This is a genomic window from Empedobacter sp. UBA5036, assembly GCF_002415215.1.
Taxonomy (GTDB): Bacteria; Bacteroidota; Bacteroidia; order Flavobacteriales; family Weeksellaceae; genus Empedobacter; species Empedobacter falsenii_B.
Window position 1 is genome coordinate 1 of sequence record NZ_DICC01000059.1, and the last position, 15,335, is coordinate 15,335.

The window sequence follows — 15,335 nt, forward strand, 5'->3', positions numbered from 1 at the left end:
TTCTTTAACTGGTGTTTTCCAGAGTATTGATATTAGTCCCGCATCTGTTCATGATATTCATTTTTTGAAAGATATAAAATCTCAACTATCAGATTGTGTGCTACTTGGTGACAGAGGCTATTTGTCGCAAACAATTCAAATTGACTTATTTAATGAAGCTAATATACGATTAGAAACATCGAAAAGATCCAATCAAAAAGATTACAAACCTCAGTTTTATCCATTCAAAAAGTATAGAAAAAGAATTGAAACTTTATTTTCTCAACTATGTGATCAGTTTATGATTAGACGAAATTATGCAAAGACTTTCGAAGGGTTTAAAACCAGAATTTTAGCTAAAATTACTGCACTTACTGTGGTTCAGTACATTAATAAAACATACTTTAATCGAAATATTAATAAGCTAAAAACTCAAATTATTTAAAATGCACAACGGGTTAGTATACTTTGTTTCTTTTATTATTCTTACTTTTTAAATATAAAATAAATGGAGTTAGTATTCCTGATATAATTGAAATTGGAAATATCCAAAATGGAAGTAAAATCCATAAAAAATAATATTCTAAAGTTTTATAAAAATTGAAAAAAGTAAAACCTTTTTAGTTTTGATTTTCAAAGATTTCATTTAATGATATGAAAAATAGTAAAAATGAAAATAACCAAAATATAAAACTATAAGTCTTTAAATATTTTATTTTACCTATTTTCTTGTTCATGAAAAAAATAGGTGAAATTGAAAAAATAAATATAATTGGAATGATGATGTAACCGATATATTTTTGAAAATCCATTATTAATAAGAATTAATTTATCCTAATATTAATTTTGAATAGTTTTAAAACTTAAAATTAATCTTTCCATTCAAGAAACGTCCTGTCAAATAATTTGGCATTGTGTAAACTGCACTCGAATTTACGTCGCGAATCCATGAATTACTGATTTCGTTTTTAATATCAAACACATTGAAAACATCTACACCAATCGAAATTTCTTTGAAATTACTCCAGAATGTTCCTTTTGATGGTTTCAATTCTTTTTGATTGATCAATTCTTTCACAAAACCAATGTCAACACGTTTGTAATCTGTCAACGTTGTTTGGTATTGGTAAGGATCTGCAAATTGTGGTGCTCCGTTTGGTAAACCAGAAGCATAAATCAAATTTACATTCACTTTGAAAGATGGTAAAAACTCCATATAATCTTGGAAAAATGCAGATAATTTGAAACGAGGATCTGTTGGTAATGGAATATTTCCTCTGTCATCAATATTTTGATAAGCTCGCGCATACGAAGCCGAGAACCAAGAATCTATACCAGGAACAAACTGCCCAAATAAACGCATATCAAGTCCATACGCATAACCTTTGGAGTTGTTATCTGCCGTATAACGAATTCTCACATTGTCTACATAATACGGATTCAAATCATTTAAGATTTTGTAATAAACCTCAGTTGTTAATTTGAACGGACGATCCATCCATTTGAATTCGTAATCGTTTCCAAATATAAAATGAATTGATTGTTGCGATTTTACTTTGTTATTCAAAGAACCATCTAAACGACGAATTTCGCGATAGAAGGGAGGTTGATAATAAATACCTGTCGAAAAACGGAACAACATATCGCTTTCCCAATCTGGTTTAACAGCGATTTGAGCACGAGGCGAAACAGTTGTTTCTTCGTTAAAATCCCAATAAGCTGCACGTACACCAGCGTTGAACATTACTTTCGCATCATTCCACATAAATTTGCTTGTATATTGTGCGTAACCTGAAATACGATTGGTTTTTAAATTATTTTTAGAATTCACATAATAACTTAAATTCAAACCATTTCCTGGATTTGGATTCACAACATATCCTGTCGAATCGATTGCTTGCCATTCACCTAATAAATCACGAATATCTTCTTGTTGAAATTTTGCACCCCACTCAATATCATTGTTTCCATTGATTTTATATTTTCCTTTGTGTTGAATTCCAGCAACCAACGCATCAAAATTATTTCGTGCATGATCGATTTGCGAACCAACATCATTCGTAGAAGTAGCATGGCCTTTTTCGTCTACTTCGGAAATGAAATAAGAACCTTGAATATCAAAATATTCGCGCTCTTTCGAATGATAAGCAAAAAGGTCTAACCCTAAATCTACTTTAGAATTTGGTTGATATGTAAATGATAAACTTCCTGTTTCTGTCGCAAATTTATCATCCTCTTTTCCGTCATAAAAAACAGTTAGCAACAACGGAGTATCCATTGTGTTGATGTACATATCACGTTTTACAGGAAACATTTCGTAGCGCGAACGTGACATTGTCCCCAAAAATGCAACATTCCATTTATCATTTAATTTATAATTGATATTGGCTTGTACATCGTAATATTCGGGATTGAAATTGGTATCACCTTTTAAGGTATTCAACACTAAATTTCTGTTTTGATAGCGCGCTCCAACAATTGCCGAAAGTTTTTTGTCTTTAGAACCTCCGCCTAATGTCAAACTTCCGCCCATTAAACTTGCTTCTAATTGTCCTTCAAATTTTGTTGGGCGTTTGTAGGTAACATCTAAAACAGAAGACATTTTGTCGCCGTATTTTGCTTCCCAACCACCAGCAGAAAAGTTGATAAATTGCGTCATCGCAGGATTTACAAAACCTAAACCTTCTTGTTCGCCAGAACGAATCAATTGAGGTTTATAAACTTCGATTCCGTTAACGTAAATTAAATTTTCGTCATAATTTCCTCCGCGAACCATATATTGCGAACTTAATTCTGTATTCGAATTTACGAAAGGCAATGTTTTCAATAAATCGGCAACTCCGCCAGTCAAACTTGGTCCTTGTTGCATTTGCGCAGCACTCAAAACGGTACTTTGCAAAGGTTTATTTTTATTGGATTGAAAAGAAATAGTTGCTTCACCTAATTCGATTGCATTGGTTTGATCAGGAACTAATTGAACAAAAATCTCTTTCTTGTTTTTATCTTTTAGCGTAAAAGTTTGTGCAAACGAATGATAACCATTGTTGTTAAAAGTTACGGTAACGGAAGAATTTGATGGAATATCAATTTTGAAATTACCATTTTGATCTGTAAAATAAGATTGATCGTTGACAATAATCTCAGCTTCACTAATTGGAATTCTATTTTCGTCGACAACTTTACCATTAATTTGCGCAGTTTGAGCAAATAAAATTCCACCCAAAAGAGATAAACTTATGGTACTAAGAAATCTTTTTGAATGTTGTAGAGTATGTTGCAGTGTTGTTTTTTTCATCTTTCACGTTTAATTCTAATTGATGGTTGCCAACCGAAATCTGTTCTTTGTTCAAATTAATTGATAATCGTTTAATTTTTTGATCATATTCGGCTAAAACCCACTTACCATCGATATAAGCTTTATAATCTTTTATCCCAGATTGTGCATCATCAATTGTAAATTTGATAATAGCATTAGCTTGAGTAAATTGACTATCTGATTTGATATTTAACGGAGTAATTGTCGGTTTAGTATTGTCAATTAAAATAGAAAAAACACCAAAATCTTTTGGATTTGCAACAAGCTTTCCATTTTTGAGCTCTGTTGTTAAATAATCTTTTTTCCAAGCACCTCTTTTTTGATATTCGCGTACAATAACAGCTTTGTCCAATTGCGCTGTTGGAATGTCAGTAGTCGGTTCTATTGCTAACGTGTAAGTTTGATGAACTGGTATATAATAATCGCCCACCCAATGTTTACCATTCGAGAATTTATAAGCTAAATCAAAATCTTCATAAAAAATATTTTTAGGGAAAAATATTTCGATTCCATCAGATTTGAAATGATTTTCTTTGTTCCACAACATTGGATTTGTTTCAGTAAGTTTTGCAGAATCTACAAATGCTTTTCCATTAACTGTAAAAGATTGCGAAGATAAATTTCCTGCATAATCAGAAACGTCAATTTTTACTTTGTACGATTTTCCTTCTTCAAGCTCTAAAATTCCATTGTTTTTTAGATTTGAATACATTCTGACAGGATTCCCATCTTTCACAAATCCTTGATACACCCAACTATTATTTTTCTGAATATCGCCATAATCGCAAACTGTATTTATAGCTCGAGCTTCATCAAACGAAAAACGATTAGAAGTAAACGTATAAATCGGTTCATCATTCACATAAATATTAATTTGATGAACTCCATTGTTATTTTCTGCTCCATTGTGTTTGTCATAGGCTTTTACACCAAAACCTATTGCGCCAGAGGCAGAAATTGTACCTCCATTTACCACAACAACACGATTGGTTTTTTGATTCACATCGCCATAAATTGGATAAGCATATAGGCCTAAAATAGATGGTTTTCGAGTATCAGGTAAATCAAAACCGAAGTAAAAAGGATTAATTGGTTCTTCTGTTTTGGTATCACGAATTTCGAAATGTAAATGTGGACCTCCAGAACCTCCAGAATTTCCAGAAAGAGCAATCAAATCGCCCATTTTTACAGGAAGTTCGTTTGGTTTTGGATGCAATTCTATCTTAAACGTTTCGTTTGCATATTGTTGTTTGCGCACATATTCTTGCAATTCGGGCGTAAATTCTCTCAAATGGGCATAAACAGAAGTATATCCGTTTGGGTGATCGATATAAAGTGCATTTCCATAACCTGTTGGCGAAATATTAATGCGAGAAATGTAACCGTCTCCAACCGCTTTTACTTTCAGACCTTCTCGTTGTTGAGTTTTGATATCAAGCCCAGCGTGGAAATGATTGGCACGTAATTCTCCAAAATTACCAGCTAAATAATTGGTAATTTCTAAAGGATTTTGGAAGATGTTTTTTGGATATGTTTCAGATTTTGGTTGTTCTGATCGTTGTCCAAAAACAACAGAACTTAGTAATAAGTTTAGGAAAATTGGCTTAATCACTTTCATTTTTTCTTTTCAATAATTAACAAATCAGTTAAAAGTAAATTAAATCTTTTACAAACCTCCTTAATCTTTTGAATTTCTGAAAATTATTTGGAGATAAATTTTTGTAAAATAAAATTAAATAAATGATTATCAATATTTTGTATTTGTAAAATAATAAACAAGTAAAAGAAAAGGATTTTAGTGAATGATTGAGAAATGATGAAAGTAATTTTAAAATCAAACATAAAAAACATCATCATGAGAAAAATTATTTTAGCACTTTTTATAGTTGCTTCTATCGTAAGTTGTAATGAATACAAAGGTTCAGAAAGTAATGCAGAATTGGCTGCTGATGCAAAGAAGAAGTTGCGGTTTCTAATGCTGCAAATTTAGAAGTAGAAGGGAAGGTTTTTAAATCGAATGCGTTGATCGAAATGAAAGTAAAAGATGCGATGAAAGATGCGGTTCAAATCGAAGAAAATGCGATTTCGTTGAATGGATTTGTTTTGAATAGTGAAATGATTAATCAAATTTTAGATTCGGATATAGTTGAATTATCTGAAGAAAGCGTTAAGAAAATAGACAAAATTCAACGTTCTTATTTGATTGAATTGAAAGTTCCGTCAAATAAATTGCGTGAGCATGTCAAATTTGCAGTGGATAAAGGAATTATTATCGATCATATTTTGATTAATAATGAAGAAATGACCTTTGAGAAATATGAAAATGAGTTGAAAAATGAAAACAATAAAGCAATGAAAATCTCGAAACATATCGAAAATAAAGTGAATAAAGCGTTGATAAATGATGCGACTTCTTATGCGACTATTGCGTATCAATTATCAGAAGAACCACGAGTTGTAACGAATATTTTACCACAAACTGATTTGAAAGCTTATAGAGAAATCAACTTAGGATATGAGTTAAAACAAAGTTGGAAAGATGGAATGTATTATTTCAAATCAATTTTGATTATTTTCTGTCAATTTCTGCCAACTATTCTTTCGGTATTGTTTTTGTTTTTTAGTATCAAGTATGTTGTAAAAGTAGTGAAGAATAGAGAAACGAAACAAAAAATGTAAGTAAATCTCTATTTGTCAAATGAATAAGAAAAAACTGATAATATTTAGGTTTTTGTATTGATTAGAAGTAAAAAAATACTATTTTTGCAATAGAAGCTAGAATAATTGAAATTCTCAGGAGATGGAAAAAATGGTAAAATTTAATGAACTTGAAAACAAAGTTTTAAGTGTTTTAGGCCAACTTGGGAATTATAAAGATATATTGAAGGGCGCTGAAAACTCGATACAAGAATTGGAAAAATTGCAAAATGAAATCAATTCTCTAAAAGAAGAAAATGCCCGATTGAAAAATAAATTGAGAGATTCGCAAGCGAATAACTTAAATTTAAATGAGGAGGTAAAACGATTAAAAGTCGTTAATGCAATGAGCGGAAATCAGGAGTACAAACAAATGATGAAGCAAAGAATGAACAAATTAATAAAAGAAGTCGATACGTGCATCGCTCAAATTAAAACTAATAATTAATAAAAGAATGTCAACTCAACGAATTGAGATAAAAATTGCTTCACGTCATTACCCAATGACGATTAATTCTGACGAGGAAGAAATGTTACTTTCTTGTGCAGAAGAAATAAATGGTATTTTGAAACAATTTGAACAAAAGTACGCTGTTTCTGACAAACAAGACGCGCTTGCAATGGTGACAATTCAGTTAGCTTTACGTGAAGCAAAGCTGAAAAAGCAAGTGAAAGATAACGAAGAAATGACAACAGAGCGCATTTCGAAGTTATTAGAATTGATTGATCAGTCAATCGCAAAATAAGAGAAGTTCTGACAGTTGTGAAACTGTCCACTAAACAATATTCCTACATTAGTTCTAGCTATTTTGGTTAACTCAACACTAGTTTTGTTACCGAGTGAACACCGTTCTGAAAGCGGGCCGCAACCTTTTAGGTTCATTTATTTGACAGCGGATACTTGACTGACGGACTAACTCAAATCCTGTTTACAGGAGTTAACTCAAAACATACTTTACTAATGTAGGTTTTTTTATATATAAACATTACATAATCTATGGACCCAATTATGACAATAATTATTGCAATTGTTACATTAATCATAGGTGCAGCGGTGGGATATTTCTTATCAAAAAAATCAGTTGATAAACAGAATCAAGAACTGATTGACGAAGCAACTCGCAAAGCACAAAATTTGATTAATGATGCTGAGAAAGATGGTGAAGCCATTAAAAAAGAGAAAATTTTTCAAGCCAAAGAAAAATTTTTAGAATTAAAATCTAAACACGAAGAAGTTGTTAATCAACGTGAAAGAAAAGTAGCTGATGCTGAGCTTAAAGTAAAAGAACGTGAAGAGAGAATCAAAACGGACTTAGCAGAAATTCAGAAACAAAAAGATCAGATTAAATCTGAGAAAGGAAATATACAAGCACGTACAGAGAAGCTTAACATTAAGCAAAAAGAAGTGGATACGATGCACAAAAAACAAGTAGAAATCCTTGAGAAAATTTCAAACTATTCTGCTGATGAAGCACGTGCTGAATTGATTGAAGTCTTGAAAGACGAAGCAAGAACGAAAGCACAAGCTCATATCCAAGAAATTATGGAAGAGGCTGAATTGGATGCGAAAAATGAAGCGCGTAAAATTGTGATTTCTTCTATTCAACGAATCGGAACAGAGCAAGCGATAGAGAATGCAGTTTCTGTGTTTAACATTGAATCTGATGAAATCAAAGGACGTATCATTGGTCGTGAAGGACGTAATATTCGTGCAATAGAAGCTGCTACAGGAGTTGAAGTGATTGTTGATGATACGCCAGAAGCGATTATTCTTTCATGTTTTGATCCTGTTCGTCGTGAAATTGCTCGTTTATCTTTGCACCGTTTAGTAACGGATGGGCGTATTCACCCAGCACGTATTGAGGAAGTTGTGGCAAAAACAACAAAACAAATTGAGGATGAAATTATCGAAGTTGGTAAGAAAACAATTTTAGATTTGGGAATTCACGGTTTACACAAAGATTTGGTTCGTATTGTTGGACGAATGAAATATCGTTCTTCTTATGGTCAAAACCTGTTACAACACTCTCGCGAGGTGGCAAATTTGGCAGGAACCTTGGCTGCAGAATTAGGGTTAAATCCTAAGTTAGCGAAACGTGCAGGTTTATTACACGATATTGGTAAAGTTCCGGAGCAAGAATCTGAATTGCCTCACGCAATTTTGGGGATGCAATGGGCAGAGAAATATGGAGAACATCCAGACGTAATTAATGCAATTGGAGCTCACCACGATGAAATAGAGATGACTTCTTTAATTTCGCCACTTATACAAGTTGCCGATGCAATTTCTGGTGCTCGTCCAGGGGCTCGTCGTCAAGTTGTGGAATCGTATATGCAACGTCTGAAAGATTTAGAAGCTACGGCTCTTAACTTTGATGGTGTAGAAAAAGCATACGCGATTCAAGCTGGTCGTGAGTTGCGTGTGATTGTAGAAAGTGATAAAGTTGATGACACAAAAGCAGCTGAATTATCGTTCTTAATTTCGGATAAAATTCAAAACGAAATGACTTATCCAGGTCAAGTTCGTGTAACTGTAATTCGTGAAACACGTGCAGTAAATATTGCAAGATAAAATTTAGAATTTAATCATATTCTTTAGGCAAGTCTACAACAAGGCTTGCCTATTTTTTTTGTTAAATTATAGAAAATTAATCCAAGTTATAGTTGTTATTTTGATAAAAATTATTAAATTATAACGAATAAAAATTCAAAAATAATTAATTAATAATCAAATAATTAACAACTTGTTGATAACCTTTTTAATTTTTAAGATTACAAAATTTTTAATTGTAAAATCTTATCTTAATTTTGAAAGAATCGATGAGTAATTGAAACGAAAATGTAACCCTATTGAGGTTCAAATTTCTAAATAAAATAAAAGAACCAACTTCATTTATTTTGATGAAAGAATTCGTTTTTACCAAAGTTTATTAATCTAAAAAGTCCAAAAAACTATGTCTATTTTTGATAAAAGGGTAAATTATAAACCATTTGAATATCCTGAAATTTTAACCTTTACAGAAGCAATCCAAAAAGCATATTGGGTACACGGAGAAGTAGATTTTACTTCAGATATCCAAGACTATCATGCCAATTTAGATGATGCGAAACGCGAAATTCACAAACGTTCTATTTTATCAATTGCGCAAGTAGAGGTAACGGTAAAAGGATTCTGGGGAGATTTGTATCATTATTTTCCAAAGCCAGAATTGAATGGATTAGGTGCTACTTTTGCAGAATGTGAGTTTAGACATAGTGAAGCGTATTCGCGTATTTTGGAGGTAAATGGTTATTTAGATGAGTTTAATGTAGCCTTACAAAATCCAATTTTCAAAAGTTATAATACGTTTGTTGGAGAAATTATGCGTGACGAGAACAAATCAATTGTAGAGAAATTATTGTTCTTTGCATTGGTAATCGAAGATAGTTCGTTATTCTCGAAATTTGCAAATATTTTGGCATTTACACGTTTTGATGGTTTAATGAAAAATACAGCAAACATCATTGCTTGGACATCTACAGATGAGCAAATTCACGCAAATGCTGGGATTTATTTGATTAATAAAATTCGTGAAGAAGGTTTATTACCAGAGGAATTAGATCAAAATTGGGTAGAAACTGCTGTTCGTGGTTATATTGACCAAGAAGAAATGATGTTAGATTGGATTTTCGAGAAAGGAGAATTTGGTTATTACTCAAAAGCAGATTTATTAAACTATATGAAATACCGTATTGATGAAGCAATTGCTAAAATTGGATACAAAAAAATATTTCATATTTCCCAAGAACAGTATAAACCGATGGCTTGGTTTGAGGAAGAAGTTTTTGCGAGTAGTTTAGACGATTTTTTCGCAAAAAGACCAGTAGATTATACTAAACATGACAAAAGTATTTCGGCAGACGATTTATTTTAAACCGCCGAAACTTTTTATCAAAAACACAACTATAAATAAAATTATTTAACAATATCACATCATTATAAATTCTAAAGCTATGGACAATCCAATACCACACGACGACATTCAAAATATATTTTTTGACGGTGAAGCACCAAAATTATGGTGGAAAAACTCTGAATCTGAACAAATTTTGAATAGAGGTTATTTATTGAAAGGGGAAACAGTTGAAGGAGCTATAGATCGTATCACAGCTGCGGCTGCAAAACGTTTATACAAACCAGAATTGCAAGAATCTTTCAAAGAAATGATAGAAAGAGGTTGGATGAGTTTATCATCTCCAATTTGGGCAAATATGGGAACAGAGCGTGGTTTACCAATTTCTTGTTTCAATGTTCATATTCCAGATAGTATTGAAGGAATTACGCATAAATTAGGAGAAGTTATTATGCAAACTAAAATCGGTGGTGGTACTTCTGGTTATTTTGGTGAATTGCGTGAGCGTGGAGCGGCGATTACAGATAACGGAAAAAGTAGTGGAGCTGTTTCGTTTATGGAATTGTTCAATTCTGCGATGAATGTGGTTTCTCAAGGTTCTACACGTCGTGGAGCTTTTGCGGCTTATTTGGATATTGACCATGATGATATCGAAGAATTCTTGAAAATTAAATCGATAGGAAGTTCAATTCAGAATTTATTTTATGGTGTTTGTGTACCAGATTATTGGATGCAAGAAATGATTGATGGAGATGCGGATAAACGTCAAATTTGGGCGAAAGTTTTAGAGTCTCGTCAAGAAAAAGGATTACCATATTTATTCTTTACAGATAACGTAAATAAAAATAAACCACAGGTTTACAAAGATTTAGGAATGTCAATTAATGCTTCTAATCTTTGTTCAGAAATTATGTTGCCTTCATCTGCTGATGAATCATTTATTTGTTGTTTATCTTCTATGAACTTAGAGTTATACGATGAATGGAAAGATACTGAGGCAGTACGTTTAGCAATTTTCTTTTTAGATGCAGTTTTACAAGAATTCATCGAAAAAACAGAAGGAAATCATTATTTAGCATCAGCTAATCGTTTTGCAAAACGTCACCGTGCTTTAGGTTTAGGTGTATTAGGGTGGCACTCTTATTTACAACGCAACATGATACCTTTCGAAGGAATGGAAGCGAAATTACGTACAACAGAAATTTTCAAGCATATTCAATCTAAAGCAGATAAAGCTTCGGAAGAATTAGCTCGTATTTATGGTGAACCAGAAGTTTTAAAAGGTTACGGACGTCGTAATACAACAACTTGTGCAATTGCACCAACTACGTCTTCTTCTGCGATTTTAGGACAAACTTCTCCAGGAATTGAACCGTTTGCTTCAAATTATTACAAAGCAGGTTTATCGAAAGGAAACTTTATGCGTAAGAATAAATATTTGACTAAATTATTACAAGAAAAAGGAATCGATAACGAAGATATTTGGCGCGAAATCATGTTGAATGGTGGCTCTGTGCAACATTTAGAACAATTGACAAAAGAGGAAAAAGATGTGTTCAAAACATTCAAAGAAATTTCTCAATTAGAAATTGTTCAACAAGCAGCGATTCGTCAAAAATATGTAGATCAATCGCAATCATTAAACCTAAATATTCCACCAGATTTACCTGTGAAAGAAGTTAACCGTTTGATGATCGAAGCTTGGCAATTAGGTGTAAAAACATTGTACTATCAGCGTTCACAATCAGTTTCTAAGGAATTAGTTGCAAACTTAGTTTCTTGTTCTTCTTGTGAGGCATAATAGGAAATGATATATTTTATTACAAATAGAAAATCCGCTCATTGAGCGGATTTTTAGATTTTATGAATTTTTTAGATTTAGTTATTATTGAACAAAAATTTACTGATTTAAAGTCGTTGAAAAGAACGGCTTTATTAATTAATATTATTGGATGCATTTTAGGTTTGAGTACATTAGTTTTTCAGTTTTTTAATGAAATTTTAATTTATTTATCTTTTGTTTATCCTATTTTTTGCATCATTTTAGTTAGATATTATCGAGGTTTGATCTCAATTGAGCCTGAAATTAGACCAAATCTTCCAACAATTTCTATAGGTTTTATGTTATCTTGTTTTGGATTAATCATTAGAACTGCTATGGATTACAATGTCTTAGATTATAAAAATGTATGGGTTCCTTCGAGTGTTATAGCGTTATTAATCTTAATAATCTATTATTTTAATCAATTTAAAATATTGATTTACAACAAGAAAAATTTTGTTTATAATGTTTTTATCATAATATTAATTGAAGTATTTTCTATTTATTCTGTTATATTCATTAATTGTAAGTATGATCAATCTACTCCTCAAATTTATGAAACTCAGATTTTGAAAAAAATTAAGAAAAATAGTAAAGGAGGTAGTAGTTATTATTTAATAATTGAAGATTGGAACAATACATTTATAGAAAAAGAGATAAAAGTAGATTATAAAAAGTATTACTCAAGTTTTGAAGGAGAAAAGCTTAAAGTAGCAGAAAGACGAGGAAGATTTGATATACCTTGGTCTTATTTTATAGAGTAATTATCATCTAAAAGACTCGTTACAAATTGTAACGAGTTTTTTTGATTGAATAGAAGTATTTTACTTCTTACTATCTTGCGCTCCGAAAACCTGTTGTAACAACGATGTTGTACGCAAAGCTTTATTCCCGCGAATTCCTTCTTCTTTTTCTGCAACCATGTTAAACACACCATTTATTGTTTGTTGTGTTACATAAGCATTCAGGTTTGGATCAATTTGATTTCCAGTTAACGTATTGTATTTTGTAATCAAATTATTCCAAACTTTATCCGCACTAACTTTACCTAAAGACGCTTCCACTTTTGGTTGAAAAGCCTTTGTTAAATCAGATGTTGTTTTTAGTTTTAAATAATTGGTAGCCGAATTATTTCCTCCTAATAAAATATCTTTCGCATCTGTAATTGTCATTGATGTCACAGCGTTTACGAAAATAGGAGCAGCTTCAGAAACAGCATCTTCAGCAGCAGAATTCAATAATTTGATTCCTTTATCCGCCAAACTTCCCATTCCTAAAGAACGCAAAGTTTTTTCTACATTTTGTAATTCTTCTGGCATCAAGATTTTTGCAACTGAATTATTATAAAAACCATTCTTTTGACCCAATGATTTTATTCCGTCCGTTAATCCTAATGACAAAGCTTCTTTCAATCCAGAGGCAACAGTTGCGTTAGATAAACCATTTAACTTTGTTAAGGATTCTGCAGAAATTGTTTTAGATTCTGTTGAACCATTTACAACTTTTATTGAATCAACTTTTACTGTTGAATTATTTTGTGTTGTCGTTTGAGTGTTTACTTTTTCGACTTCTTTTTTTAATGTTCCAAAAATTGATTTCAAATCTTGTGCTTTTGAATTTACTGCAAACGCTGAAATCAATGTTAAACTTAATATGATCTTTTTCATTTAGATTTTTTCTAAAAAATATTTCAGTTGGTTAATTCAATTATCTGATCAAAATTTAAAACTCACTTACAAAATGTAATTTCACTGACGGAAATTTATCTTGCGTCATTTGAATTGTAAAAGCAGAATCTGCTAAAAATACCAATTGATTGAATTTATCTCTTGCTAAATAACGTTGTTTAACACGTTTGAATTCTAAGAATTCTTCTGATTTTTCATCTTCAACTTCTACCCAACACGCTTTGTGAACAGAGAAAGGTTCGTACGTTGCTTTTGCACCATATTCGTGCTCCAAACGATATTGGATAACCTCATATTGCAGTGCACCAACGGTTCCGATAACTTTACGATTATTCATTTCTAATGTAAATAACTGCGCAACACCTTCGTCCATTAATTGATCAATTCCTTTTTCCAATTGTTTTGCTTTCATTGGATCAGCATTGTTGATGTAACGGAAATGTTCTGGGGAGAAAGCTGGAATTCCTTTGAAAGAAAATTTTTCACCTTCTGTCAACGTATCACCAATTCTAAAGTTTCCTGTATCGTGTAAACCAACGATATCACCCGCAAACGATTCATCAACCACTTCTTTTTTATCAGCAAAGAAAGCATTTGGCGCAGCGAATTTCATGTTTTTACCTTGGCGAACGTGGAAATAGTTGGTATTACGTTCAAATTTACCAGAAACGATTTTGATAAAGGCTAAACGGTCGCGGTGTTTCGGATCCATATTCGCATGAATTTTGAACACGAAGCCAGAAAATTTATTTTCATAAGGTTCGACAATTCTCAAATCTGTTTCTTTAGATTGTGGTGTTGGTGCAATATCAACGAAAGCGTCTAACAATTCGCGAACACCAAAATTATTAAGAGCAGAACCGAAAAATACAGGTTGTAAATTTCCGTCCATATATTCTTGCATATCAAATTCTGGATAAACTCCGTCAATTAAATCAATCTCATTACGAAGATTTTCGGCGTAAGTTGTTCCAATTAATGTGTCTAAATCTGGACTTGATAAATCCTCAACTTTCGTTGTTTCAGAAATTTTTTGTTTATTATCTCCAGAAAAAATATTGATGTTTTTCTCCCAAATATTATAAATTCCTTTGAAAGTTGCTCCAATACCAATCGGCCAAGAAAGTGGTGTAACTTGTAAGTCTAGTTTTTGTTCTACTTCGTCCATTAAATCAAACGCATCTTTTCCTTCGCGGTCCATTTTGTTAATGAAAACCAACATCGGAATTTTGCGCATACGACAAACTTCTACCAATTTGATTGTTTGTTCCTCAACCCCTTTTGCAACGTCGATTACCACAATCGCAGAATCTACGGCAGTTAGTGTACGGAAAGTGTCTTCGGCGAAATCCTTGTGACCAGGCGTATCTAAGATATTAATCTTTTTTCCTTTATATTCGAATGCTAAAACTGAAGTAGCAACCGAAATACCACGTTGGCGTTCAATTTCCATAAAATCGGAAGTTGCTCCTTTTTTAATTTTGTTACTTTTTACGGCACCAGCTTCTTGAATTGCGCCTCCAAAAAGTAATAACTTCTCTGTTAAAGTTGTTTTACCAGCATCGGGATGGGCGATAATTCCAAAGGTTTTTCTTTTATTTATTTCTTGTTCTAAAGACATCTTAATCAAATTTTCAGGTTGCAAAGATAGTTTATCTCACGAAAATTAGAAACATTATGGTTGATAGAATATTCTAAAGTAAATTGCGTTATTCTAAAAATAGTTGACGAAAGACGTATGAAAAAGATATTTTACTTTTTATTGTTGATGATTAGTGGGATTGTTTGGGGGCAGCATCTGTAATCTTCCACTTGTTATGAACACTTAAAAGTAGTGTTTTTATTTAATATTATTGTATAATTATTTTGATTAATTTGAAATGTAGGAAAATCATTAGGATTTTTGAACTTTCCATATTTAAATAATAAGTTTCTAGGAG

General features: G+C 31.9%; 13 protein-coding genes. 9 read left to right on the forward strand and 4 right to left on the reverse strand.

What is annotated here, in order from left to right; translation table 11 throughout:
• A partial coding sequence (locus B4J88_RS11185; protein ID WP_291067675.1) for an IS982 family transposase occupies nucleotides 1-424 on the forward strand: 424 nt, incomplete at its 5' end.
• Nucleotides 425-835: 411 nt separating this feature from the next.
• Here the strand turns inward: B4J88_RS11185 and B4J88_RS11190 are convergent.
• Complete coding sequence (locus B4J88_RS11190) at nucleotides 836-3,274, reverse strand: TonB-dependent receptor (protein WP_291067676.1); 2,439 nt, start codon at nucleotides 3,272-3,274, stop codon at nucleotides 836-838.
• Complete coding sequence (locus B4J88_RS11195) at nucleotides 3,222-4,913, reverse strand: M23 family metallopeptidase (protein ID WP_286496356.1); 1,692 nt, start codon at nucleotides 4,911-4,913, stop codon at nucleotides 3,222-3,224. The genes B4J88_RS11190 and B4J88_RS11195 overlap by 53 nt, the downstream gene beginning before the upstream one ends.
• Before the next feature lie 237 nt (nucleotides 4,914-5,150).
• Here B4J88_RS11195 and B4J88_RS11200 point away from each other — a divergent pair, with 237 nt between their 5' ends.
• From B4J88_RS11200 to B4J88_RS11235, 8 genes are all read left to right on the forward strand, one after another.
• Complete coding sequence (locus tag B4J88_RS11200) at nucleotides 5,151-5,285, forward strand: hypothetical protein (protein ID WP_286496357.1); 135 nt, start codon at nucleotides 5,151-5,153, stop codon at nucleotides 5,283-5,285.
• Between the two features lie 41 nt (nucleotides 5,286-5,326).
• Nucleotides 5,327-5,974, forward strand: coding sequence for a hypothetical protein (locus tag B4J88_RS11205; RefSeq protein WP_291067677.1), 648 nt, complete (start codon nucleotides 5,327-5,329; stop codon nucleotides 5,972-5,974).
• A gap of 121 nt (nucleotides 5,975-6,095) precedes the next feature.
• Entirely contained in the window at nucleotides 6,096-6,440 is a 345-nt protein-coding gene (locus B4J88_RS11210) for a hypothetical protein (protein ID WP_019975371.1), read from the forward strand.
• Nucleotides 6,441-6,447: 7 nt separating this feature from the next.
• Nucleotides 6,448-6,738 carry a cell division protein ZapA gene (locus B4J88_RS11215; RefSeq protein ID WP_038335658.1) on the forward strand — a complete coding sequence of 97 codons (291 nt, stop codon included), beginning with the start codon at nucleotides 6,448-6,450 and terminating at the stop codon, nucleotides 6,736-6,738.
• Between the two features lie 263 nt (nucleotides 6,739-7,001).
• On the forward strand, nucleotides 7,002-8,564 hold the full coding sequence (gene rny / locus B4J88_RS11220) for a ribonuclease Y (RefSeq protein WP_371875740.1): 1,563 nt from the start codon (nucleotides 7,002-7,004) through the stop codon (nucleotides 8,562-8,564).
• Between the two features lie 382 nt (nucleotides 8,565-8,946).
• Nucleotides 8,947-9,906, forward strand: a complete 960-nt coding sequence (locus tag B4J88_RS11225) for a ribonucleotide-diphosphate reductase subunit beta (protein WP_038335662.1) — start codon at nucleotides 8,947-8,949, stop codon at nucleotides 9,904-9,906.
• Between the two features lie 79 nt (nucleotides 9,907-9,985).
• On the forward strand, nucleotides 9,986-11,686 hold the full coding sequence (locus B4J88_RS11230; RefSeq protein ID WP_115001235.1) for a ribonucleoside-diphosphate reductase subunit alpha: 1,701 nt from the start codon (nucleotides 9,986-9,988) through the stop codon (nucleotides 11,684-11,686).
• 41 nt (nucleotides 11,687-11,727) lie between these two features.
• Nucleotides 11,728-12,471 carry a hypothetical protein gene (locus B4J88_RS11235; protein WP_291064672.1) on the forward strand — a complete coding sequence of 248 codons (744 nt, stop codon included), beginning with the start codon at nucleotides 11,728-11,730 and terminating at the stop codon, nucleotides 12,469-12,471.
• A gap of 60 nt (nucleotides 12,472-12,531) precedes the next feature.
• Here the strand turns inward: B4J88_RS11235 and B4J88_RS11240 are convergent, their stop codons facing one another.
• Nucleotides 12,532-13,374 carry a DUF4197 domain-containing protein gene (locus tag B4J88_RS11240; RefSeq protein WP_280037648.1) on the reverse strand — a complete coding sequence of 281 codons (843 nt, stop codon included), beginning with the start codon at nucleotides 13,372-13,374 and terminating at the stop codon, nucleotides 12,532-12,534.
• Nucleotides 13,375-13,429: 55 nt separating this feature from the next.
• Entirely contained in the window at nucleotides 13,430-15,016 is a 1,587-nt protein-coding gene (locus B4J88_RS11245) for a peptide chain release factor 3 (protein ID WP_038333563.1), read from the reverse strand.
• Nucleotides 15,017-15,335 lie beyond the last annotated feature (319 nt).

Excerpts from the sequence above, each read along its gene's own strand:
- B4J88_RS11240 (WP_280037648.1), bottom strand. The coding sequence starts at position 13,374 with ATGAAAAAGATCATATTAAGTTTAACATTGATTTCAGCGTTTGCAGTA.
- B4J88_RS11205 (WP_291067677.1), top strand. The coding sequence starts at position 5,327 with ATGAAAGTAAAAGATGCGATGAAAGATGCGGTTCAAATCGAAGAAAAT.
- rny (WP_371875740.1), top strand. The coding sequence starts at position 7,002 with ATGACAATAATTATTGCAATTGTTACATTAATCATAGGTGCAGCGGTG.
- B4J88_RS11200 (WP_286496357.1), top strand. The coding sequence starts at position 5,151 with ATGAGAAAAATTATTTTAGCACTTTTTATAGTTGCTTCTATCGTAAGT.
- B4J88_RS11230 (WP_115001235.1), top strand. The coding sequence starts at position 9,986 with ATGGACAATCCAATACCACACGACGACATTCAAAATATATTTTTTGAC.
- B4J88_RS11190 (WP_291067676.1), bottom strand. The coding sequence starts at position 3,274 with ATGAAAAAAACAACACTGCAACATACTCTACAACATTCAAAAAGATTT.
- B4J88_RS11215 (WP_038335658.1), top strand. The coding sequence starts at position 6,448 with ATGTCAACTCAACGAATTGAGATAAAAATTGCTTCACGTCATTACCCA.
- B4J88_RS11245 (WP_038333563.1), bottom strand. The coding sequence starts at position 15,016 with ATGTCTTTAGAACAAGAAATAAATAAAAGAAAAACCTTTGGAATTATC.
- B4J88_RS11210 (WP_019975371.1), top strand. The coding sequence starts at position 6,096 with ATGGAAAAAATGGTAAAATTTAATGAACTTGAAAACAAAGTTTTAAGT.
- B4J88_RS11195 (WP_286496356.1), bottom strand. The coding sequence starts at position 4,913 with ATGAAAGTGATTAAGCCAATTTTCCTAAACTTATTACTAAGTTCTGTT.
- B4J88_RS11225 (WP_038335662.1), top strand. The coding sequence starts at position 8,947 with ATGTCTATTTTTGATAAAAGGGTAAATTATAAACCATTTGAATATCCT.